The organism is Mycolicibacterium vinylchloridicum (assembly GCF_013404075.1).
GTDB classification, from domain to species: Bacteria; Actinomycetota; Actinomycetes; order Mycobacteriales; family Mycobacteriaceae; genus Mycobacterium; species Mycobacterium vinylchloridicum.
On record NZ_JACBJQ010000006.1, the window covers coordinates 114,147 to 135,544 of the forward strand.

The following is a 21,398-nucleotide window of genomic DNA, read 5'->3' on the forward strand; positions in this document are numbered from 1 at the left end:
CGGCTTCCATCGCACCAGCCCCACCCATCACTCGCGCCCCAATGGGCCATCATTTTTGCAGACGGAGCCCGGCAAGCTGGGATGCTCCTCGGCGAGTCACCTTGCCTCGAACATGTGTTCTCCTACGCTAGACCGCGTTGGTTCCGTCGACCGGAAGGAGCCCGTGCACATAGGAGTATCGACATGACCGAAGAGGTGGCCGGCGCTCAGTCAGAGACCAAGTCGGTTGAATACAAGTACGACATCGCCGTGTCGTTCGCGGGCGAGCAACGTTTATACGTTGAGGAAGTCGTTCGTGCGCTGAACCTTCCTAAGGATCGCGTGTTTTATGACGCCGACTACCGAGCCGAGATGTGGGGCGAGGAGCTGACTGAGGTCTTCACACTGCTCTATCGCGACGAAGCCCGATACGTCGTCATGTTTATCTCCCGCGAATACGCCGAGAAGGAGTGGTGCATTCTCGAGCGGCGCGCGGCCTTGCGTCGCAGGATGACGACCAAAGGCGCTTACATCCTCCCGATCCGCCTTGACGGCACCAAGCTTGACGAGGTCGAAGGGCTGCTCGGGAGCATTGGCGACCTCGACGGACTCCGCGAGGGCGTTGCGGGGGTAACCGATTGCCTCCGCCAGAAACTGGCACTTGCCCTTTCAGAAGCGAAGGGCGGCAACAAAGATGGAGACGACGAGCAGAAGTTCGGGCAGATCGTTCATGATGCCGCCGGGTTGACGGCGCTGGCGGATGAGCGCCCCCATTCCTGGCAGTGGGCCCTCTTCGGATCGGTTCTGATTCAACGCCGGGAGGCTCTGGGGGTCGAACTGAAAGACCATGCCCTCGGCTTCGCGCCGCAAAGTGGCGAACGGATCACAGACCTTCCGGATCTGGTCCAGCTGGTCAAGAACTCGATGAACGATGTTCAGCAGAACAGTTTCAAGTTAGTCAAACTGGTCGAAACCCCGGCGTTCCGGGCTGCACTCGGAGAACCAAATGATGTGGCGGACGATCCAGAATCCATCCTCCACGTCGCACATCGGGTGATGGACCACTACGAAAGATTCCTGCACCTAGCGCGCCGCGTGCGCGGAGTAGCGTCGCCGTCTGATTACGTCGACACCCTCGACAGCTGCGCCCGTCTCAGCGATCTGCCGATGAAGGGCATGAACCAGTTCATCGACCAGTACGCGAGGGTGGTCGCAGAGATGCCTCAACGCTTGATTGACGCGGGCGGCGAGAACATCATCGAACAGATCGCACTCCCGCTAAACATGGACAATGATCTCCTCGAAACTGTGCTGGGCCAGCTTCAGGCGCTCATCGACGAAGCGAACAACGAAGACGAAGACTACTAACCCGCGACGGCACCAGTTCGGCCCGTAGTCCGCTTCGGGCCCCATCGCGCCCAGAGCTGTCATCGCGTCGATCCCGACGCCGCGTCGAGCTATCGAAAGTTCTTCAGCGCTCGCATGCTGCTGGGTGCTCGAGTCGGGCACACCATCGCGAACTGCACAGGTGCATGTGAGCGAGCATGCTGGGCGATGTCGCAGAGTCGGGCCTGTTCAAGCCGATGTGAGTTCGTAATCGCGATACAAACTCGTCACGGGCTCGTCGGCACCGTCGATCGTGAGGTCGACATGAATGCGATTACCGCTGACATGCGTCACGACGCCAGGAACCCACCGGCCGCCGAACTTCACCTTGATCCGGACGCCGGGCACGAGTGTGCGGTTGTCTCGTGTTGTTGCCATATCGTCGGGCCTTCCTAGTTCCACGCGGTATCACCAGTCAGGTATGTCAAGTATGCAGCGACGACTCTGTCGAAGCCAGACGCTGCAGTGTTGAGCGACCGCCGCCACTCACGAAACGTCGCTAGGGTTAGCGGCTGCGTAGCCCTGATCTGCTGCAGCTTCACGGCATCACTGTGGGCTATCGCGTTGCGTACATCGTTCAATCTGTCTAGGACCGAGTTCCATTTCGGGCCTCGTGTTGGGTAGCGCGCGTAGATATCCGGCCAAAGCGTCATGCCGAGAATCGCGAAATCGTTTCCGAGATTGCCCGGGGAGGCGTTACCGCTGTCCAACTTTCGAATTCGGACCAACGATGACTTCAGAACCGGCACGAGGTTCGGATTTTGGTTCGTCAGCGTCCGCGACAGGCTGTCCGAAATCTGAAGCGCTGCATCGTCGTGCAGGTCGCGGCAGAAGCCTTGAAATTCGGCAGCGAGGCGTACGAACAGGGCGAGGTTGAGGTGTTCGGTCGCGGTCTGTCGGCCGCGCTTCTTTTCCGTCACTTTTTCGTGAATTGCTTCCAGGCTGTCGAGAACGGAACACCGTTCGCTCCTCCACCGGGCGAGCGCATCGGACGACATGGCGTTGACAATAACCGCCCTACGTGGGCGGCTTTTGCTGGTCAACCCACCGCCGTCCGGCCGTGGCCGCCCGGGACAGCGCACCGCACTCGCCGAGGTACGAGGCCACGGCACCGACAGCCGGCAGCATTGCGATGTACCGGAACGGGGCCCGCGGGTGCGGCCGCTTCGCGAGCTCGTCGCCGATGGCGTCGAATACCCCGACCAGCTTCCACAGCGCCGAGGCGATCCCCCGCGGTGTGAATGCGATGCTCACGGGCGGATGCCCGTCGACGACGCCGGCCGACAGATCCCGCCCGCACAACACCGAGGCCAGTAGCTGGACCTGAAGCCGATGATCGGTGACACCCAATTCCCGGGCGACCGCGATCAGCACGCTGGCCTGGCTGGCGAACCCGAGCAGATCCTGGATCGGCAGTCGCCGTCCGATGACGCCCAGCACGCCGGGGAACGCCACCACGACGGTGTTCAGCGCCCCGACCCGCCACACCCACCAGCTGATCCGCTCGTCGACGGTCAGCTCGTCCCACGCGAGTGTGCCCGGGATGTCGGCGGCGTTGAGCGCCCAGGAGACGGCATTCGGCGGGGTCTGTCGCTTGAGCCCGAACAGATCTGTCCCCCACAGCACGTCCAGCAGCGGATTGATCACCGCGACGGCCCGCCCCAGCGCGTCTTCGACATCGGAGTCGGCAAGTGCGACGTCGGGTGTGGGTAGCAGTTTCACCGTCCCATGATGTCCGATTCCGGTTGCGGCCAAACCGCCGAAGTCGTATTGACGACCGCGCAAGTGATGCCATGATCGTTGCGCCATGATGCGCTCAAGGTTGCCGAAGACAGCTGCTCGTCCGTATACCGCCGCCGCCTGCGCCGGCATTCTCACGCTGGGGTTGGTGACGGCGCCACTACCCGCGCCGCCGACGGTCTCGGTCCCCCGTGTCGAAGTGCAAGCGGTGCAGCTCTTCTCCGTCACCACCGCCGACCTCACCCCGGCGCGCAAACCGGCGTCGGCGAACCAGACCGCCAATGACACCGCGCCCCCGGATTTTCTCGCATTCGCAGCGGAGATCCTCGCGTACCTGAACAGTCTCGGCCTCGGGGCCGGCCCCGGCCTTGCCGCGATCGGCCTCAGCGGCCTCGTGGTCGCGTTCGCCGCGACCGCGTACGCCTGGAACGGCTTCGCCGACACCGTCAATCCGGGGCTGAGGTTCCTGCGCATCCCGCGAGTGCCGAAATTCCCGGTCTGCTTCGCGGGCCAGCAGTGCGCCGCCAGCGCCGCGTCGGTGCGGGCGCGGGTGGCCAAGCCGGCCAGCGGCCTCGTCACGCCGACCGGCCGTGGTGTGGCGAGCTCGAAGCGGGTCGCCGCCGGCAAGAGCAACCCCGTGGCGGCAAAGGTCCGTGCCATCAAGAAGTCGACCCCATCCGCGGCACCTGGCGCAGGTAAGGGCAGATCAGCGCGCTGACGGCGGATCGATCGGGGTCAGCGCGATCGGCACCACATGGGTGCCGGGGCCTTCACCTGGGCAGCCGGCGCCCCCGACGACGAGGGTCCGCTCTCCGAAGAAGCTGCCGTCCGGGTTCGGCATCCAGAAGTCCGAACGAGAGGCCTGCACAACGCTGTTGGGGTCGTTGCGATCGCAGAAGTACGGATACTGACCGCTGGTCTCCCAGCGGTCACCGGTCCACCGGTAGTCGTAGGACATGGGTGCGGCCGGGTTGCGGGCATGGTCGTCGGAGTTGTCCATGGTTGCCACGCAGCCGTTCACATCGCAATGCGTGGTGAACGGGACCGGAAACGTGATCGGGTTCATCGGCGTGGGCATGCCGTTGAAGGTCTGCTTCGAGAAGTCGATGGACAGGTTGTAGTAGCCGTACAGCGGCGGCGGTTCGGCGCGATCCGCGCGCGCGACCGGAGCCATCGCCAGCGCGAGGGCGGCTATTGCGCCGATGAGGCTGATTCTCATCCCTACATCATTGGCACAGGATTGGCGCGTGACCGGGTTTTAGGCAGCTCCGCTGCCGGCCTTGCCGTTGTGACTGCCCGGCGTGCTGCCGACGCCGACCCCTCCCAGGCCTGCCGTTCCCGGATGGGCACCCGGGCCACCCCGCCCGGCATTGCCGCCGTCGCCGCCGATACCGGTGCCCGGGATCGACTGGGCGTTGCCACCGTCGCCGCCGGCCCCGCCTGGCCGGAAGAGCCCGTGGCTGTTGCCGCCGTTGCCACCCTTGCCGCCAGTGGCCGTACTCGTCACGACATTGCTGCCTGCGGCCCCGCCGGTCCCGCCCGTGCCGCCGGTGCCGATGATGCGCCCACCCTCGCCACCGTTCCCGCCGTCGCCGCCGAAGGCATTGCCCTTGCTGGAACCGCTTCCGCCGGTGCCACCGGATCCGCCGCTGCCCACGAGTCCGCCCTGTCCGCCCGCACCGCCGGCACCCGCCCGCGCGGTACCGGTCCCGGCGTTCGCGGTTCCGCCTTGGCCGCCGTCGCCACCGCGGCCGAATACCCCGGAGTTGCCGCCCTGCCCGCCGACGCCACCGACAGCGCCGCCGGTGTCGAGGTTCTGGCCGGTGCCGCCGGTGCCGCCCGTGCCGCCGTTGCCGATCAACAGACCGCCACGACCGCCATCGCCGCCTTGCCGTCCGAATGCGGCGATATTCGTTGTTGCGATGAAGTCGCCGCCCCTGCCGCCGGCGCCACCGTTGCCGATCAGCCCGGCATCACCACCGTCTCCGGCGGAGCCGTTGTTGATGTTCGCGACCCCGTCGCCACCACGACCGCCGTTGCCGATCAGCATTCCCCCGCGGCCACCGTTCTGGCCGGGTCCGCCGTCGAAGCCGTTGCCGATCAACAGGCCTGCGTCGGGATGCGCCGCGGTGCCGTTGCTGATGTAGACGGCGACGGCCGCGCGAATCTGCGCCACGACGGCGTCCGGCGTCGGAAGGGCCAGTTGTGTGGCGGCTTGCCGATGGCCGGTCGCGAGGACGGCCTTGCGGTGATGCATGGTCGCCGAGAGGTTCGCTTCCACCCTGGTGACGCGAGGCAGTCTCGCCGGCCTGGCAGGCATCACCGGGTAGCGAGGGGTGATGACCTGTGGTGTCAATGCCTCGATGGCTGTGGGGATTTCAAGCTTGGCGGCGACGAGTCTGTTCGGAGCCGCAAGCCCGTCCGCGTGGTTGGGCAATGCCGCCAGGACGTAACGGTTGACCTGTGCAGGCGGTGCGACCGACGGTGGATCGCTCGGGAAATACATTGCCGCCGTGGTTAGTACGGTCATCGCCGTGACAACGACGACTTTCGTCGTGGCAAGCGTCATCGCCGCGTCCCTTCGGTGGAGCCACCTTTCCTGGCGGACTCACCTCGGTTCACGACAGGCACACCCCGGATGGTTCACAGCAGGAAAGTGATCTACGTCACATCGCCGCTCTAGCCACCGATTCCGTTGTCGAGACCGAGGTGGGTGAGGAAATACCAAGGGACGCCCAACCACTGGACCGCCGCGACCACCGCTAGCGCGACCACGCAGACGATAAGGCCGATGGCGCGGCTCCTCAGGGTGATCGGCCAGACGGCGAGGAGCAGGAAGAGCAGGACGAAGCCCCACTCCCCCCACGCCAGCACCCGTTTGGGCACATCGGCCGCCTTGTCGTAGGCAGTCAGATGCGAGTCGGGGAAGCCGGCGAAGTAGAGATCGTTCCACGCGATGACGGCAAGCAGCATTGCAGCGACCGCGCAGATCGCGCAGCCGGTTCGCACGACGATCGCCCGCACCATCACATACTGCGCTGCCAGGACCGGTACACGACCCGGTCCACTGCGGCGGGATCCGGCACGGGTGCGTTCACCGACACGTCCAGTCCCGAATGATCTTCCAATGCAAGCGCTTCACGGAGATGGAATGCCACATCGCCCTCGGCGGCGCGATCGGGGTACTTGAAGTACTTGGTCTGCGGCACTCCCGGCCGCAGCCGCTCGGGCAGATTGCCGCTCACCGCGATCTCACGGACTCCCGGCCCGAACAACGGGCGCAGCACCCCGCCGAACCAATCACCGCGAATGCTGCCGCGACGCACCGGAAACCAGATGTTGGTCCAGCGAGTCACCGCGAACGGCGACTGCGCACCCAGCACACCAGCCGAGCCGTAGTTCGCCGGCCCGGACTCGACCGCGTCGACCGGCGACGCCTCCGATCGCGGTGGGCACCGGACCACCACACCCCTGCGGGTGAGCTTGTCGAACAAATCATGTCGGCGACCGTCGGCCCGGCCCAGGCCCGCGAGAATCGGCGGACGGCCGACGAAGAAGTCAGCCATCGCCATCGGCGTCCCAATCGTGACGAAATCAGTTATGCGCCAGGGGTTTCCCTGCCTCCGCAGATCCTGCCACAACTCGAACTGTGCGGTCTGGAACTCGTCGAGTGCGCCCGCCGAGTTCGGCTCGGCAACCACGCGATCCGCCGCCGCTTCAAGCCCCGCCAATGCACCCAGGCCCTCGGGCCGCTCGGGCGGTACCGCACGCAGCTCGTGGGTCTCGGCCCAGGACGTCGTCAGCGCATCGTAGGCGATGTATCCTCCAATACCGTGCCCCACCACGACAATCCGCGCATAACTGCCTTGCTGCAGCGTGTACAGCAGGTCGACGAGGCCGCCGCGGATCGCCCGGCGGACCACATACGACTCCGGCGCCAGGAGATCGAAATACCGAGCGACGTTGACGAAGCCGGTCGTCAGAAAGCTGCGAATCAACGCCCGCGGCATCGTGCGGAGCACGGCCAGCGCGATGCTCAACACCACCACGCTGGTGACCAGACCGACGATCCACCCAGCCACCCCGGTCTGCAGGAAGTAACCCCCGATGATCATGACGCCCAACAACACCGCGAGCGGGACGATCAGGACCAGCCAGGCCAACCGCCAGATGCCGAACAGCGAATCCGGCACGTGGGCGGGCCGGCGCAGGAACGTCCGCGCCAGAGACGCAATCACACCGGAATAGCGAGGACCGGTCATCAGAAATGACCAGTCGTACTCGTAGAGGTCGACTCCCGCAGACGGCACGACGTAGCGGCGCGCCTCGTAAGAGTCGGTGATCTCGAGAGGTTGGGGGTAGTACTCCCAACGGCCCTCGTGCGGGGCCAACACCGTCTTCGCGAAATCGTCGAAGATGTCCATCGGCCGTCGTTCGATCAGACCGTGCACGAAGACCACGGCGGTACGTACGGTGGCGTCGGTGGTCAATCGTCCTCCCGGGACTGTGCGTCGAGCAGGTTAATACTTTGCCGAAACGCCCACAGTATGCGCACGGCCAAGCGCACCATAAGCCATGGCTGATGTAGAGATCTGTGTGGTCGGCGCAGGCTTTGCCGGGCTGACTGCTGCACTGCGACTCAAACAAGCGGGGCGATCGGTGGCCCTTCTGGAAGCCCGCGACCGTGTCGGCGGGCGCACCTTCACCGTCGAAGGCCCCGAGGGCATTTGGATCGACCGCGGCGGAGCCTGGATCGGACCAGGTCAGGATGCCATCTACGGACTCATGAAAGAGTTCGGCGTCGGCAGCTACAAGCAGTACATCGACGGTGAAGCGATGATGGTCGTCGACGGCAAGCAGTTCCGCTACGAGGGCACGATCCCGCTGACGATGAGCCCGTGGGCAGCACTCAACATGGGTGCGGTCTTCCTGGACTTGACGCGGCTGTGCAAGAACTTTCCCGTCGAGGCGCCCTGGGAAGCCAAGAACGCCGACAAGCTGGACCGCATCTCCTACGCGGAGTGGCTGGACAAGCACACGCTGTCCAAACCGGCACACACGTTGCTGGAAGCGGCAATTGCGGGACTGTACACGTCGGCTGCCTCTGAGGTGTCGATGCTGTTCGTTCTGCGCCAGTTGGCCTCCGGCGGTGGCCCGTCCTTCGTGCTCGGGATCAAAGACGGGTCTCAGGACTCCCGCGTCGTCGGCGGTATGGGTGCGGTGTCGGGCAAGATGGCTGCCGAACTCGGCGACTCGCTTCAGCTCAACCAGCCCGTGCGGCGCATCGTCCAGAGCGACGAAGGCGTCACCGTCGAGGCCGACGGCACGACCGTGCGGGCACAACGGGTGATCGTGGCCGTGCCGATCGCCATCGCCAGCCAGATCCTGTACGAACCGATGCTCCCGGTGGACCGGTCCTTCCTGCATCAGCGCATGCCCAGCGGCGCCGTCGTGAAGATCAACATCGTCTACGACGAGCCGTTCTGGCGCCAGGACGGTTTGACCGGCCAGACGTTTGCGCCGGGTTCGCTCGCGAATCTCACCATCGACGCGTCCACCGACGCGCCCCGCCCCGGGGTGATGTGCGTGATCACCGAAGGCCCGGAGGGCCGCCGGTATTCCAAGATGGACCCCGAGGAGCGCAAGCAAGAAGTCCTGGCGGCTCTAGTCGAGCGATTCGGCCAGAAGGCGGCCAGCCCGATCGCCTACCTCGACCAGGACTGGACCGTCGAAAGGTATTCCGGCGGAGGCATGCTGAGCCATTGCCCGCCCGGCGTACTCACCGAGTTCGGACCCGCGATCACCGAGCCCTGCGGCCGTATCCACTGGGCAGGCACCGAAACATCCGGAGTCATGCACGGCTGGGTCGACGGTGCTGTCCGTTCCGGTGAACGCGCGGCCAAGGAAGTCATGCAATACCAACCCGCGACAGTTTCAGGAGCATGAAAATGAGCTGTTATACAACAGGTTTGAAGTCACGGACCGTGGGTGCGCTGCTGGCCGTGGCAGTGGCCTCGGGCGTGAGCGCCACCTCGGCAATAGGTACGGCACCCGCGGCAAACGCCACGTGCGCATCGTTTTTTGGCCTCGGCAACACAGGTGACTGCAGTAGCGGGTTCGGCAGCATCGCGATCGCGATCGGTTCCAATGCCATCGCCCGCGCAGACGGTGTATTGGGCGCTGCAATCGCGTTGGGCGATTTGAGTTACGCGACCGCAACGCCGGGCAGTGTCTTCACGCTCGCCTCAGCCATGGGCACTCGCGCGCTCGCTCAGGTCAATGGCTTTCTGGGGGCCGCCGTCAGCGCAGGCAACAGGGGCGGCAGCAATGTTGGAATCGGACCGGGCGCGCTTCAGTTCGGCAATGTCGCCATCAACCTCGGCAGCCACGTCAGTGAGCTGACCAACGAGGTTTCCGCGTCAGGATTCGGCAATCTTGCCGTCAACATGGGCGGCAACGTCGTCTTCGTCGAGGTGACCGGCTTACTGAACAACGCCACGAATCTTTTCGGGAGTACCGATATTCAGGTCGCAGGCGGTGCTCTGAGTTGGGCCTTCAACGTCTTGGGCGAGGGTAATCAGGTGACTGCTGGACCCGGCTTCCTCGCTGTCGCGGGCTCCCTCGGCCAAACCGGTGCCACCGTCAAGCAGGCGCCGTTCGGCATCAACATCAACGGTGCGGCCATCCCGCCAGCTGCGGCAGCCGCGCACCAGGCAGCACTGCGGAACAACCGGAAATCTGTTGCACCGAAACCGAATCAGTCGACATCCGCGAAAGCTCCCAAAAGGGGAACCGCAAGAAGCGCTCGGGGTTGACAGCTACCGCGGTGGATCGCCCTTCCACTGAAAGCTGTTGACGTACTTGCCCAAATCCATGGCGAGCTGCAGGTTGGCTCCGGACGGCAGGCTGGGTCCGTCGCCGGGCCGGAACGGGTGATACGGGCCGATCGCGGCCCCGATCAACGTCAAGTCGTTCTTCACCGCGGCCATCACCACGATGCGGGTGCGTCGCGCCACCCCGCTGGTGCCCTGCGGATACACGTCCAGCACGGCGCCGTAGCCGAGCTGATAGCCGACTGTCGCGTTCGGCAACACGTAGGCCACCGTCGCATCGGGCTGCTTCTCGTGCAGCAGGTCGTCGACGACCTGCTCTGCTGTGCGGCCGTTGGCGGGAACTCCGAACAGTTCCATCGCGCCGCCATCGCCCCCAGTGAACACCGCGTTGACGCCGTCAGACTCCTTGGTGATGGTGTAGGCGGACCCTTCGCCCGGATACGCCACCGACCAGGAGCCGTCGGCCGGCGAGAAACGCGGATTGGCTTGTACCGGAATGCCGGTCGGCGGCTTGCCGCAGTCCGGCGGGCAGGCGAACCGAACGGGCGGAGCAGCGGTCAGCAACGAGGCGGCCGTCATCGCACCGGCAACCACAACGAGTCCGGCCGTCAAGAGCAACAGCAGCCGCCGCAGCGGCGTATACCGCACCGGCGTCGCCGTATACGACCCCGACAACACCGAGTAGCCGGGTGCCAGTTCGCGCGACACGGCCGGCGCGCTCATCGCTGCACCAACTCGGTTCCCGGTTGCGGCCGATCCCGGCGGCGGGCCTCTCGCGAGTTGCGCGACGCGGCATGGGCGGCGACACCACATGCTGGGCAGAACGCCACATCGGGAACGACGTGTCCGCATCCCGGGCACAGAATCGGCAGCTCGGGATGCAGCGTGTCCTGGGGCTCGTGCAGCACTGCGACCTGCATACCGACCCGCAACGCCACCACAGCCGCGAATGCGAGCGCCACGTGCACCAAAAACTGGATATCCGAGGCGATCTGGAGCACCTCGACCAGCCCGACGTTGGCGTAGGCAGCAGCGGCAACCACGAGAATCAGCGCGCCCGCCGCCAGGTGCCGGATACGGGACGATCCCGGCCGCCGGTGATACCACAGCCCGATCCCGACCAGACCGCTCACCGCCGCCGCGGTCAACGGCAGCGTCAAACCCCGAACCCCGGCCTCCATCAGCAGATCGGTCACGGACTGATCGCTGAGGGTGATGCCGGCGTCGATCTCCTGAACCAGCCGCACCATCGTCACCGTCACCGCGAACACCGTGGCGCCGAGCACGCCAATGACGAATCCGTACAACGATTCCCGGGTCGGCGGTCGGGTCAGCCGGACCAGCACGGTCGGCACCTGCATGGCCAGCAGCCCACCGAACGGGAGCACCAGTGCGTCACGCACCAACGTGGCGGTGGGCACCTCGGTGCCCAGCCCCAGGCTGTAGGACTCGGCGACGATCGCGGCGGTCAGCAGTGCCCAGCCCACCCCGGTTGCGATACCCAGCACGACGGTCAAAGCCCAAACCCGCCAGGAGAAGTCGGCGATCACACCGGTCTCGGTCAGGTAGATCACGAACAGCAGCAGCGGGGCGAAGGTCGCCACCGCCACCATCGGCACGTACCAGTGCAGTACGCAGAACGTGATCAGAGCCGCCCCGACCAGCAGCAGTCCGACCCGGAAGGTGGCGTGCGACCGCCGGGGCAGGTGCGGGAACAACGAGCTGACCAGTGCGGGTTGCAGCACGTTCTCGGCCGGTGCGGCCACAAAGGCGTTGCCCCGCAGCCAGTCCGGGCCGCTGCCGCGTTCGTGCACCAGCCGTGCGCCGCACCGCCCGCAGAATCTGCCTGCCGGTACGTCGTGTCCGCACAGCCGGCACGGCATGGTCTCCAGCGGCGCGGTCATGCCACCCCCCGCTGCACGTCGAGGACGTCACGAGCCAGGTTGTCGACATTGGGGGTGCCCAGCCCGGTCACCATGTCATACCCGGGTCCTGCCACGGCGACGGCATTGGTGCCCAGGACGATGTCGTGGAACGCCGGGCGGGTGGCCCCGGCCGCGATGCGGTACAGCGTCGGATTGAACTCTCCCAGCGCCCGTCCTCCGCTGTCGATCAGGAACTGATTCATCACCGCCGCGATACCGGCCCACAGCGGCGCCGCCTGCGATGTGCCGCCGCCGACGACCAGTTTCTGACGCAGGACGATCACGGCGCCGGTGGCGGTGTCGGCGATGGCCGAGACATCGGGGGTCAGGCGGCGCAATGCGGTGTTGGGCGCCGCACTCTGCCACGGCGGCCGTTCGAACAGATTGGAGATTCCGCCACCGCTCCCCTGGGTCAGTGGCCCGTCGCTCCACCCGTGCTCGGCGAGCCACTGATAGTGCTCGTCGGTGGACAGCGATGTGCCCCCGACCGTCGTCACCTCGGGCAGCGAGGCGACCGCATCGAGTCCGACGTCGGACGGACCTGGTGGCGCCGACCAGTCATGGCCGCGTTTGCATTCCAGGCCGGCGAGGTCACCGCTGGCGTTGAACACGGTGGTGCCGCGGGATACCGCGTCGGCCACCGCTTCGCGGACCGGGGCGAGGTCGGCGGCGGTGATCATCCGGTCACACCCCCACCCGATCGACAGGCTCCACACCGCACCGGGGAACCGCCGGTCGACCTCCTGCATCATTTCGGCGATCTTGACGTAGGTGCCGCCACCCTCCACCGTCGGACGGGCGTTCACCAGGACCTTGTGCGCATCGGGTGCCACCGCGTGCGCGACTTGCAGGTCCATCGACGCCTCGTTGTTGCGCTGCTCGGGCATGCCGCCGACGACATCGGGGGTGAACTTGGGCAGCCCGTAGGTCTGGGCATACATGTCGAGGTCGGGCTGGTCGAAACCGTCGAACGCGAACACCACGATCGTGGTGTCCTTGCCCGTGTATCCGGCGTCGGCCAGCGGCCGCACGTTGTAGATGGTGCGTAGCGCATCCGGCGGCAGGCTGTGGTCGGGCACATCGGTCGGCAGCGGCCGGATCGACGGGCTGCTGGAGTAGTACGGGGTGTAGCTGAGGATACGGCCCAGCCCCGACACCGAATCACTCAGCGCTGCAGGCACCGCCGGCTGTTCGGGTGAAGCGTAGAACTGTTCGCCGGACGGGTTGCGGTAGTCGTACACCGATACCCGCAGAGCCGCGGCAACTCTGGCCGGCGGGCCCTGCAGCACTGCCCATCCGGCGCCCGGCTGCCAGTGCACCGACAGACCGTTGGCCGAAGCCCACCGCTGCAGACGATCCGGGGCCTGATTGCCACGGAGTTCGGCGGTGAGCTGCACAGCCCGTGCGCGGGAATCACCGAGGTTGACCGAGGCCTCCAGCAGTTGCGCGTATGGCCCCGTAATCGATTGCGCCGCAGTGGAATCAGGGTACGACCGCGCACCGCACCCGGCAAGCGCGAGCACGCCCACCGATAACAGGGCCAACACCGTTCGAGTCATGGGTGAACCGAACCATAGTGCACTGACGTGCGGTTTGCATGGACCTGCGCCGAAGACGCTAAGCGCGGACCTGACGGCGGTAAGTCACCTTGTCGAACTCCCTGCCGTATTCGTCGACGGCCGTGACGTCCATCTCGCTCATCAGATTTCCCGGCCGCACGTCGACCCGAATGAAGGCGTAGTTGCGGAACCGGACCCGCGACCACCCGACACCCTCGGTTTGCTTGTGGCCGTCAGCCGTCCAGACATAGCTGTTTCCCACGAAGGTGTCGGGCAACTCATGACCGCGGTAGCTCTCCTGCTCGCCGGGTTGGAAACTGTAGCGACGCCGCCCGCCGGATCCCACCGTGTAGTAGACGGTCCCGTCGGCTTCCGGGTAGACGATCGCGTTGTCCTCCGCGGCGCGGGTGGGCGCCCCGGCCCGGATCGGATCGGTCCGCTCGAAGGCATGGTTGTGACCCTGCAGCACCAGGTCGACCTGGTAGCGGTCGAACAGCGATCCCCAGGCCGCCCGCACGCCGCCGTCGCTGGCGTGGTCGGAGACGGTCGAGTACGCGCAGTGGTGGAAGAACGCGACGATGAAGTCGATGTCGGGGTTTGCCCGATGCGTCGCCAATGTCCTTTCCACCCAGGTATTTTGGGCACCGTGCGAGTAACCTTGGTTCGCGGGGATCTCGTAAGTGACGTCGTTGGCATCCAGGGAGAGCACCGCGACATTGCCGTAGGTGAACGAGTAGACCGACGGGCATCCCGTCGGTCCGTTGCCCGGGAAGTCCAGGCGCTTCAGATGCCCGCCGTAACCGTGCACCGGGTAGGCGGCTTCCATGTCATGGTTGCCGGTGGCGAACATCCACGGCGTCGTCGACGCGCTCGGTTCGATGGAGCCCAGGTACACGTCCCAGACGTAGGGATTGAACTTGTCGAAACCCTTGGGCGGATCGCCTTTTCGGACGAACTGCGGCGGCCTGCCTTCGCCGGTGGGATCGGCATAGGCAATGTCACCGGCCAGCACGTGAAAGTCGGGGCGCGAGGCGATGATCTGGTTCAGCACGTTGGCAGCATGCGGGGCCGTCGGGTCGTTGTCCCGTTTGTAGGAGTTGTCGTCGTACTCACCGGGCGCGAGACCCGGTGGGAACGACGGCGTTTCGTTGGTGCCTTGATCGCCCATCATGGTGAACCGGAACCAGCCCAGGGCATCTCGGGCGCTGGGCATCGCGGTGGTCGCCGACAGCACGTCGCTGACGAAGCCGTCCTCGGTGCGCCAGCGGTAGAAGTGCGGGGTTCGCCCGGGCAGTCCGTCCACTGGAGCGTGGACGTAGAACTGTTCGGCCGCGAGCACTCCCCCGCTGCTGTCCGGGATCTGGGTCACCAGGTTGCGGACCTCGGCCTCGACTGTCGCCCCGAGGCCGGGCGTCGGGCCGTGGTCGACGAAGACCTTGGTTGCACCCGGATTGCGCGACAGCTGGGCGGCCAGCCGTAGCTGGCTCGAGGCGTCCGCGCCGTATCCGACCCGCCGGCCGGCCACCGCCAAGGGCGCGTCTTGGGCGTACGCCCGGTGCCCGAACGGTGTGACGCCCAGGCCGGCCACCGCCGTGGCTGCCGCCGACCCGCGCAGGAAGGTGCGCCTCGACACCCGGTGGCGGCGCAGGTAGGTCTGATGCCATTCGTACTGCTCGGCCATCGTCATCCGACCTGCCAGCGCCGGCGGAATGCCCGTATCGGGAATCTCCACACTCCGATCGTGACGCACCGACCTGCGAAAGCGGGGAATCGGCAGGAAACTCCGCGTGAACAGATTTTCGGTGCGTCAGCGCTAATTACGACCTGGTTGCAATTGCGCTCCAATCGTCCTCACAACTTTGCTGGCTACCGTCACCTCCGTAGATTTTGAGCTGAATTCCCGGCGGCCAGGAGGCGCGTTGAGCGACCACATACCCATCGGCGGCACCTGCGCCGCGGGTTTTGGCGCGGTTCGCGACGCCTTCGGGAAGAACTTCACCGACGGTGACGAAGTCGGCGCCGCGGTCGCGGTGTGGGTCGACGGCGATCTGGTGGTCAACCTTTGGGGCGGCTACGCCGATGCCCGCCGCCGCCGGCAGTGGCGGCAGGACACGCTGGCCAGCATCTTCTCCGGAACCAAAGGCCTGACCAGCACCTGCGTGCACCTGCTGGCCGACCGGGGCGAGATCGACCTGCACGCCTCTGTCGCGCAGTACTGGCCAGAGTTCGCCCAGAACGGGAAAGACGACATCACCGTCGCCTCGGTGCTCGGCCACCGCTCGGGGGTGATCGGCCCGCGCACCCGCATGCATTGGACTGACACCACCGACTGGGATCGGGTGTGTGCTGACCTGGCCGCTTCCGAGCCGTGGTGGCCGCCCGGGACCGCGCAGGGCTATCACATGGTGACGTTCGGCTTCATCCTCGGCGAGGTGGTCCGGCGCGTCACCGGGCGCACCATCGGCCACTACCTGCGGACCGAGATCGCCGAGCCGATGGGTATCGACGTCCACATCGGCCTGCCTGCCGCCGAACACCATCGCTGCGCGGAGATGGTCAACAAGCCGCACATCCGCGACGTCCTGGCCCACGGTCAGGCGCCGGGCCACCCGACCTCCCTCGACGAGCATCCGATGGCAGGTCTGTCGGTGGCGATGGGCTTCGTTCCCGACGACGAGCTCGGCTCCAACGAACTCACGCGCTGGCGCACCAGTGAGTTCCCGGGCACCAACGGCCACGTCTCGGCGCTGGGAATGGCGACCTTCTACAACGGACTGGCGCAGGAGAAGCTACTCAGCCGCGATCATCTGGAATCCGTGCGCGTCTCGCAGGGCGGGTTCGACGCCGATGTCGTACTCGGCGCCCGGGTCGCCGACCACGGGTGGGGTCTGGGCTACATGCTCAACCAACGCGGGGTCGCGGGCCCGAACCTGCGCAGCTTCGGCCACGGCGGATCCGGCGGCTCGTACGGCTTTGTCGACCTCGAACACCGCATCGGCTACGCGTACGTGATGAACTATTTCGACGCCACCAAGTGCAACGCCGACCCCCGCAGCACGGCGTTGAGTGACGCGGTCTACCGCGCTCTCGGTGTGCTCTGACAAGCAAATTCTCGTTCTCCGGGGCGGTGTCACCCGATCGGTAGTGTGGACGCCATGAACGGTGTGCTGGTCGTGCTCATCCTGGTCGTCGTCATTGCGATCGTGCTGGCGGTGTGGAGCTCGTCGCGGGCCTCGGGCAACCGCAATGCAGCCTCTCTGGCCGACGCGAAGGCCGACGCGCGCCGGGTGATCGAACGCCTGGGCGGGCAGGTGCTCAACCTCACCGGCAACAACGAGGCGTCGACCCAGGCACTGGCCGATGCCTCGGAGCGGTTCACCGCCGCCTCGTCACAGATCGACCAGGCCACCACCGCCAAGCAGGCCATGCTGGCCAAGGAAAGTGCGATCGAGGGGCTGTATTACGTACGCGCCGCGCGCACCGCGATGGGCATGGACCCCGGACCGGAACTGGAGACGATGGCCGGCCAGAAGTCGGCCGGTGCGGTCACCGAGGACCGCAAGGTTGCGTTCGAGGGCCGCGAGATCGAGGCCTCCCCCGTCCCCAGCCAACGCACCCCGAACTACTTCCCCGGCGGCCAGGTCGCCGGGCGTCCGGTGCCGGCCGGCTGGTACTCCGAGCCGTGGTGGAAGACGGCGCTGGTCGCCGGCGCCTGGGGTGTGGGCTCGGTGCTGCTGTTCGACGCGTTGTTCTCCGGCATGGGCGGCGTCGACTACGGTGCCTCGGGCTTCGAGAACGGCTACGGCTCAGGGTTCGACCAAGGTTTCGACCAGGGCTACGACCAGGGTCTGGACGCTGGCCAGGACACCGGTTGGGGCGACGGCGGCGGTCTTGGTGACAGCGGCGGCTGGGGCGGCGGCGATTTCGGCGGTGGCGATTTCGGCGGCGGGTTCGGCGACTTCTAGAAATCCGGCGGGCTGGAGCGAAGCGACCCGGGAATTAGAGTCTGCTCTCCAGCCGCGAGGTCACGCCGGCCTCCTGCAGGTCGAGGCGCTCCAGCATCGCCCGCACCGCGTCGTCGTCGATGTTTCCGGCATCGCGTTCACTGATCAGCGCGGCCCGCTGGGCGGCCAGCACATCGCGATAGAGCCCGGAGAACACCTCGGCGCGTCGGGTATGCGCCTCCGGGTCGGGCATCTCGTCGGCATCCTGCGAATGCCGGGCGATGGTGTTGCGGATTTCGGCCAGCACCCTGGGATCGAGCCCTTCGGGTGGGTTGGCCCGAAAATCGGCGAGGACCTCGTCGGCGGCGTCGTGAACCACCCGCTCGGCCTTGCGCGTCTCATCGCGCTCGTAGCTCTGATCGTCCTGCTGCCCCGACAGTTCCAGGCGGCGGATCAACGGCGGCAGCGTCCATCCCTGCAGCAGTAGTGTCCCGACCGCGACCGAGAACGCGATCGCCTGGATAGTGGCCCGCTCGGGAAACGGCTCACCGTTGGCCATCGTCAACGGAATACCGGCCGCGGCCGCCAGCGTCACCACCCCGCGCATACCCGTCCACGACACCACCACGCTCTCGCGCCAACTCAGTGACCGGTGGTCGATCATGGAGCGCCACTTACCATCTGGCTTGTCCCGCTTCTTGGTGCCCAGCGCGCCGCGTCCGCCGCCGGCCGGGACGGGCACCGACAGCGTGCGGTCGACGTGGCGCAGCAGGACACCACGGCCGAACATCAAGAACACCGACAGCGGCCGGATCGCCAGCACGATGAACAGCACGATCGCCGACGCGATCGCCACCTCGGCCAGCGACTCGTGCTGCTCACGGAGATCTTCGAGCACGAATCGCAGATGCAACCCGATGTAGGCGAACACGAACGCCTCCAGCAGTACATCCAGCGCGTGCCAGACATACCGTTCCTGCAGCCGGGTCTGGTAGCCGGCGCCCAGCGTTCCACTGCCGACCACGAACCCCGCGACCACCACGGCCAGCACCCCTGAGGCGTGCAGTTCCTCGGCGGCGATGAACGCGGCGAAGGGCACCACCAGGCCCTGGATGGTTTCCAGACCGGGATTGTTCAGCCGCTTGCGGATCCACAACGTCACATAGCCCAGCGCGGCACCGACAGCGGGACCGACCATCGCGCTGTAACCGAACAGCAGCACCGGGTTCTCGATGAACGTGTGGGTCCCTGCCACCTGAGCCACGGCGACCAAGAACAGCGCCAGGGCGGCCGCGTCGTTGATCAGGCTTTCCCCGGTCAGGATGGCCATCACTCGTTTGGGCAGGCCGAGCTTGCGACCCACCGCGACGGCGGTGACAGCGTCGGGAGGTGCCACGATGGCGCCCAGCACCAGAGCCGTGGCGAAGGTCAACGGCACCACCACCAGCCAGGCCGAGACCGCCGCGACGGCGAAGGCTGTCACGAGCACCAGAGCCACTCCGAGGCCGAGGATCGGTTTGATGTTGCGGACGAACGTTGGGAACGAGAAATCCAACGCCGCCGAGTACAGCAGCGGCGGCAACACAACGGTCAGCAGGATGTGCGAATCCAGCTCGGGCGCTTCGAATCCGGGCAGAAATGATGCCGCGATTCCGACAACGACGATGATCAGCGCGGGTTCCAGACCCCGCTGATGCGCAATCGCGGTGACCACTATCGCGCCGACGACGACGAGAATCAGTTCCACCCGAAGATTGTCCCGTCCGTGCGATGACTTCGCGTGGTGTGGTGGCAAGCGGGCCCGTGGGCAAGGCGGCCCCAGTGACGGACGGCACCCGATCTTCTTATTGAAATCGACATCTTGTCTGCCACGCCACCGGTGGGGTGAAGAGTTCGCTACCGCGATGACGACAACGGTCTCCGACCGCTTGAACCGGGCCACCGGGCCACACGCGGCTATGGCCGGACGCTTGCCTCAGGTCGCGTTGCGGGCCGGCGGATTCCCGAAGACGCGGTTCATCATCTCGGTGTTCCACTGGAGGTACTCGACGACGACGCCGTCGGGATGGCGGATGTAACTTCCTTCGCCGGTTGGTGCGGGAAAGCGGTCCGTGTGCCCGCCGGCGTCGGCGAGGACTTTCTCGGTGTCATCGATGTCGTCGACGATGACGGGCCCGATGGTGTCGCGGTAGCGGTCGGTAGCCTCGGCGGTTCCCGCGACGAGCAGGAAATCACCAACCGCGGCTAATTCGGCCTCCTCGAACTGGACCCGCATGTCGGCGGGCTGCCCGACGAGGCGTTCGTAGAGGGGCAGCGATTCGTCTAGGTCAGCGACGAACATCCGGGCGTAGGTCTTCAAGATCTTCACGGGTGCACTTCCTGGATCTGGATAGCTAGGTGAGCTTTTGACCTGCGGTTGCTGGACATTGGCGCGCGGTCCGGCGGGATCGTCTGGGTGCTAGACATCAGACAGGTATTCCTGTCGTGCCAGGTGGGTGAGGTGAGTTGGGCGTGTTGACGGGTGGCCGTCCGTCCAGTGTGCTGATAGCGATGTCCACTGACCGAGTCAGGGACGCCAGGTCGGAGTCGATCTTGGATGACACCAGCAGGCCGGTCAGGCAGGCCACCAGGAATACCGCCAGGCTGCGGGGGTCGAACGCCGGGGTGATCTCGCCGCGCGCAACCGCTTCGGCCAAGGCCCGCTCCAAGGCATCCCGATTCGCGGAGGTCACCTCGAGCGCGGTCTGACGAGTCTGCGCATCGCCTGGCAGGCGTTCACAGGCGGCGTTGACAAGCATGCACCCGCGCCGCACCGAGTCCTCGGCGGCCACCACGAGCCGCCCCAGTAGAGCGTTGCGGATGGTGGTGCGCACGTCGCCGCCCTCATCGAGGGTCTGGAGCATGGCCGAGGCCATGGAGTCGAGGTAGTGCGCCAGCGCAGCCCGATACACGCCGTCCTTGCTGCCGAACGCGGCATACAGCGACCCACGGCCCACGCCGAGCGCCTCGGTCAGGTCTTGCATCGAGGTCGCTTCGTAGCCCTGCTCCCAGAACAGGTTCATTGCCTTCTCAACCGCCCGGTCGGTGTCGAACTGTCGCACTCCTGCCATGCCTGCTACGTTAGTGATGTTGGAACGAACGGTCAAACATGTACGTGCGCGGTACGGACGTAGATGCTCCCGACCGTTGCGAGAGTCAACACACGATCGATCAGTTGTTGAACTGAGCGGAGAAACTTGATGGCTCGGTTACGAAACGTCTGCTCGCGAGCGACGTCGTCATGACGGCGCCCGATCCGTCGCTGCCTCGAGTGGGTCTGTCGGCCGACGAGGTGCTGACCACCACCCGGGCCGTGCGCAAACGACTCGACCTGCAGCGCCCTGTCCCGCGGGCGTTGATCGCGGAGTGCGTCGAGATCGCTCGGCAGGCACCCAGCGGTCGCAATCGCCAGCAGTGGGATTTGATCTTCGTCGACGACCCGGTTACCCGGCGCGCGGTCAGCGAGGTCTGGCGTCGCGGGCTGCGCGCCGAGTTCGACGGCGGTTCGACAACCCGGATGCCGTTCGACTCGGATCAGTGGGCCGGCATCGCTGCCAGCCTGCGCCATCTCGACGCCCATCTGCACGACGTGCCCGTCTTGGTCATCCCGTGCCTGCGCGTCGAGGACCGTACGGTATTGAATTCCATTCGAGGACAGGCTGGCAACTGGGGATCGGTCATCCCCGCATTTTGGAGCTTCATGCTGGCTGCCCGCGAACGCGGACTCGGAACTGCTTGGACCACCTGTCATCTCAGCTACGAACGCGAGATGGCCGCTGTGCTCGATCTGCCCTTCGACACCGTGGTCCAAGCCGCGCTCAGCCCGCTGGCCTATACCATCGGCACCAACTTCCGCGCCGCCCCCCGCGCCGCTCGCGGCGACTTCATGCACTGGAACAAGTGGTGAGCGTGAGCCACTTACGACCACGAAGGCGGTGAGCAAGTTAGGAGTCTTCGCTCCTACCGGGCGACCAGTTATGCCGATAGCTGCCG

Annotated in this window: 21 protein-coding genes; 7 read left to right on the plus strand and 14 right to left on the minus strand. The window is 66.1% G+C overall.

Annotation, left to right across the window (positions count from 1 at the left end; genetic code table 11):
- Nucleotides 1-183: 183 nt before the first annotated feature.
- Nucleotides 184-1,347: a TIR domain-containing protein gene (locus tag HPC46_RS07655; RefSeq protein ID WP_179468427.1), complete on the plus strand. Its 1,164-nt coding sequence runs from the start codon at nt 184-186 to the stop codon at nt 1,345-1,347.
- Nucleotides 1,348-1,554: 207 nt separating this feature from the next.
- Here HPC46_RS07655 and HPC46_RS07660 read toward each other — a convergent pair whose 3' ends face one another.
- Genes HPC46_RS07660 through HPC46_RS07670 form a run of 3 tightly spaced genes read right to left on the minus strand, consistent with a single transcriptional unit; the run spans nt 1,555 to nt 3,087 of the window.
- A complete protein-coding gene (locus HPC46_RS07660; protein ID WP_179468429.1) occupies nt 1,555-1,743 on the minus strand; it encodes a hypothetical protein in 189 nt (62 codons plus the stop codon).
- 14 nt (nt 1,744-1,757) lie between these two features.
- Entirely contained in the window at nt 1,758-2,363 is a 606-nt protein-coding gene (locus HPC46_RS07665; protein WP_179468431.1) for a hypothetical protein, read from the minus strand.
- A 19-nt stretch (nt 2,364-2,382) separates the two neighbouring features.
- Entirely contained in the window at nt 2,383-3,087 is a 705-nt protein-coding gene (locus HPC46_RS07670; protein ID WP_179468433.1) for a hypothetical protein, read from the minus strand.
- An 85-nt stretch (nt 3,088-3,172) separates the two neighbouring features.
- Here HPC46_RS07670 and HPC46_RS07675 point away from each other — a divergent pair, with 85 nt between their 5' ends.
- Nucleotides 3,173-3,823: a hypothetical protein gene (locus tag HPC46_RS07675; protein ID WP_179468435.1), complete on the plus strand. Its 651-nt coding sequence runs from the start codon at nt 3,173-3,175 to the stop codon at nt 3,821-3,823.
- Here the strand turns inward: HPC46_RS07675 and HPC46_RS07680 are convergent.
- From HPC46_RS07680 to HPC46_RS07695, 4 genes are all read right to left on the minus strand, one after another.
- The gene (locus tag HPC46_RS07680) at nt 3,812-4,324 is read right to left on the minus strand and encodes an MBOE_33420 family protein (RefSeq protein ID WP_179468437.1); all 513 of its coding nucleotides are present in this window, start codon (nt 4,322-4,324) and stop codon (nt 3,812-3,814) included. The genes HPC46_RS07675 and HPC46_RS07680 overlap by 12 nt on opposite strands.
- 39 nt (nt 4,325-4,363) lie before the next feature.
- Entirely contained in the window at nt 4,364-5,674 is a 1,311-nt protein-coding gene (locus HPC46_RS07685) for a hypothetical protein (protein ID WP_179468439.1), read from the minus strand.
- 110 nt (nt 5,675-5,784) lie between these two features.
- Nucleotides 5,785-6,132, minus strand: a complete 348-nt coding sequence (locus HPC46_RS07690) for a hypothetical protein (RefSeq protein WP_179468441.1) — start codon at nt 6,130-6,132, stop codon at nt 5,785-5,787.
- Entirely contained in the window at nt 6,132-7,595 is a 1,464-nt protein-coding gene (locus HPC46_RS07695) for a hypothetical protein (RefSeq protein WP_179468443.1), read from the minus strand. The genes HPC46_RS07690 and HPC46_RS07695 overlap by 1 nt, the downstream gene beginning before the upstream one ends.
- Nucleotides 7,596-7,680: 85 nt before the next feature.
- Between HPC46_RS07695 and HPC46_RS07700 the strand changes: the two genes are divergently transcribed.
- Both HPC46_RS07700 and HPC46_RS07705 read left to right on the plus strand, forming a co-directional pair.
- Complete coding sequence (locus HPC46_RS07700; protein WP_179468445.1) at nt 7,681-9,051, plus strand: flavin monoamine oxidase family protein; 1,371 nt, start codon at nt 7,681-7,683, stop codon at nt 9,049-9,051.
- Between the two features lie 38 nt (nt 9,052-9,089).
- Nucleotides 9,090-9,920, plus strand: a complete 831-nt coding sequence (locus tag HPC46_RS07705) for a hypothetical protein (protein ID WP_179468447.1) — start codon at nt 9,090-9,092, stop codon at nt 9,918-9,920.
- Between the two features lie 3 nt (nt 9,921-9,923).
- On the opposite strand, the gene HPC46_RS07710 is transcribed toward HPC46_RS07705, so the two are convergent.
- Genes HPC46_RS07710 through HPC46_RS07725 form a run of 4 tightly spaced genes read right to left on the minus strand, consistent with a single transcriptional unit; the run spans nt 9,924 to nt 15,109 of the window.
- On the minus strand, nt 9,924-10,661 hold the full coding sequence (locus tag HPC46_RS07710; RefSeq protein WP_179468449.1) for a hypothetical protein: 738 nt from the start codon (nt 10,659-10,661) through the stop codon (nt 9,924-9,926).
- Nucleotides 10,658-11,842: a zinc ribbon domain-containing protein gene (locus HPC46_RS07715; RefSeq protein WP_179468451.1), complete on the minus strand. Its 1,185-nt coding sequence runs from the start codon at nt 11,840-11,842 to the stop codon at nt 10,658-10,660. The genes HPC46_RS07710 and HPC46_RS07715 overlap by 4 nt, the downstream gene beginning before the upstream one ends.
- The gene (locus tag HPC46_RS07720) at nt 11,839-13,422 is read right to left on the minus strand and encodes a S53 family peptidase (RefSeq protein ID WP_179468453.1); all 1,584 of its coding nucleotides are present in this window, start codon (nt 13,420-13,422) and stop codon (nt 11,839-11,841) included. The genes HPC46_RS07715 and HPC46_RS07720 overlap by 4 nt, the downstream gene beginning before the upstream one ends.
- 58 nt (nt 13,423-13,480) lie before the next feature.
- Nucleotides 13,481-15,109: a metallophosphoesterase gene (locus HPC46_RS07725; protein WP_179468568.1), complete on the minus strand. Its 1,629-nt coding sequence runs from the start codon at nt 15,107-15,109 to the stop codon at nt 13,481-13,483.
- A 232-nt stretch (nt 15,110-15,341) separates the two neighbouring features.
- On the opposite strand from HPC46_RS07725, the gene HPC46_RS07730 reads away from it, so the two are divergent.
- Nucleotides 15,342-16,523: a serine hydrolase domain-containing protein gene (locus HPC46_RS07730; protein ID WP_179468456.1), complete on the plus strand. Its 1,182-nt coding sequence runs from the start codon at nt 15,342-15,344 to the stop codon at nt 16,521-16,523.
- 54 nt (nt 16,524-16,577) lie between these two features.
- Nucleotides 16,578-17,387 carry a DUF1542 domain-containing protein gene (locus HPC46_RS07735; RefSeq protein WP_179468458.1) on the plus strand — a complete coding sequence of 270 codons (810 nt, stop codon included), beginning with the start codon at nt 16,578-16,580 and terminating at the stop codon, nt 17,385-17,387.
- A 34-nt stretch (nt 17,388-17,421) separates the two neighbouring features.
- Here HPC46_RS07735 and HPC46_RS07740 read toward each other — a convergent pair whose 3' ends face one another.
- From HPC46_RS07740 to HPC46_RS07750, 3 genes are all read right to left on the minus strand, one after another.
- Nucleotides 17,422-19,113 (minus strand): cation:proton antiporter, encoded by a 1,692-nt coding sequence (locus HPC46_RS07740; RefSeq protein WP_179468460.1) that lies wholly within the window; start codon nt 19,111-19,113, stop codon nt 17,422-17,424.
- A gap of 228 nt (nt 19,114-19,341) precedes the next feature.
- Nucleotides 19,342-19,734 carry a VOC family protein gene (locus tag HPC46_RS07745; RefSeq protein WP_179468462.1) on the minus strand — a complete coding sequence of 131 codons (393 nt, stop codon included), beginning with the start codon at nt 19,732-19,734 and terminating at the stop codon, nt 19,342-19,344.
- Nucleotides 19,735-19,831: 97 nt separating this feature from the next.
- On the minus strand, nt 19,832-20,476 hold the full coding sequence (locus HPC46_RS07750; RefSeq protein WP_179468464.1) for a TetR/AcrR family transcriptional regulator: 645 nt from the start codon (nt 20,474-20,476) through the stop codon (nt 19,832-19,834).
- Between the two features lie 170 nt (nt 20,477-20,646).
- Here HPC46_RS07750 and HPC46_RS07755 point away from each other — a divergent pair, with 170 nt between their 5' ends.
- The gene (locus tag HPC46_RS07755; RefSeq protein WP_179468466.1) at nt 20,647-21,312 is read left to right on the plus strand and encodes a nitroreductase family protein; all 666 of its coding nucleotides are present in this window, start codon (nt 20,647-20,649) and stop codon (nt 21,310-21,312) included.
- Nucleotides 21,313-21,398 lie beyond the last annotated feature (86 nt).

Bases quoted from the DNA above. Each gene is read 5' to 3' on its own strand.
- HPC46_RS07660 (WP_179468429.1), bottom strand. From the start codon at position 1,743: ATGGCAACAACACGAGACAACCGCACACTCGTGCCCGGCGTCCGGATC.
- HPC46_RS07710 (WP_179468449.1), bottom strand. From the start codon at position 10,661: ATGAGCGCGCCGGCCGTGTCGCGCGAACTGGCACCCGGCTACTCGGTG.
- HPC46_RS07680 (WP_179468437.1), bottom strand. From the start codon at position 4,324: ATGAGAATCAGCCTCATCGGCGCAATAGCCGCCCTCGCGCTGGCGATG.
- HPC46_RS07720 (WP_179468453.1), bottom strand. From the start codon at position 13,422: ATGACTCGAACGGTGTTGGCCCTGTTATCGGTGGGCGTGCTCGCGCTT.
- HPC46_RS07715 (WP_179468451.1), bottom strand. From the start codon at position 11,842: ATGACCGCGCCGCTGGAGACCATGCCGTGCCGGCTGTGCGGACACGAC.
- HPC46_RS07755 (WP_179468466.1), top strand. From the start codon at position 20,647: ATGACGGCGCCCGATCCGTCGCTGCCTCGAGTGGGTCTGTCGGCCGAC.
- HPC46_RS07725 (WP_179468568.1), bottom strand. From the start codon at position 15,109: ATGACGATGGCCGAGCAGTACGAATGGCATCAGACCTACCTGCGCCGC.
- HPC46_RS07690 (WP_179468441.1), bottom strand. From the start codon at position 6,132: ATGGTGCGGGCGATCGTCGTGCGAACCGGCTGCGCGATCTGCGCGGTC.
- HPC46_RS07665 (WP_179468431.1), bottom strand. From the start codon at position 2,363: ATGTCGTCCGATGCGCTCGCCCGGTGGAGGAGCGAACGGTGTTCCGTT.
- HPC46_RS07685 (WP_179468439.1), bottom strand. From the start codon at position 5,674: ATGACGCTTGCCACGACGAAAGTCGTCGTTGTCACGGCGATGACCGTA.
- HPC46_RS07655 (WP_179468427.1), top strand. From the start codon at position 184: ATGACCGAAGAGGTGGCCGGCGCTCAGTCAGAGACCAAGTCGGTTGAA.
- HPC46_RS07750 (WP_179468464.1), bottom strand. From the start codon at position 20,476: ATGGCAGGAGTGCGACAGTTCGACACCGACCGGGCGGTTGAGAAGGCA.
- HPC46_RS07675 (WP_179468435.1), top strand. From the start codon at position 3,173: ATGATGCGCTCAAGGTTGCCGAAGACAGCTGCTCGTCCGTATACCGCC.
- HPC46_RS07700 (WP_179468445.1), top strand. From the start codon at position 7,681: ATGGCTGATGTAGAGATCTGTGTGGTCGGCGCAGGCTTTGCCGGGCTG.
- HPC46_RS07735 (WP_179468458.1), top strand. From the start codon at position 16,578: ATGAACGGTGTGCTGGTCGTGCTCATCCTGGTCGTCGTCATTGCGATC.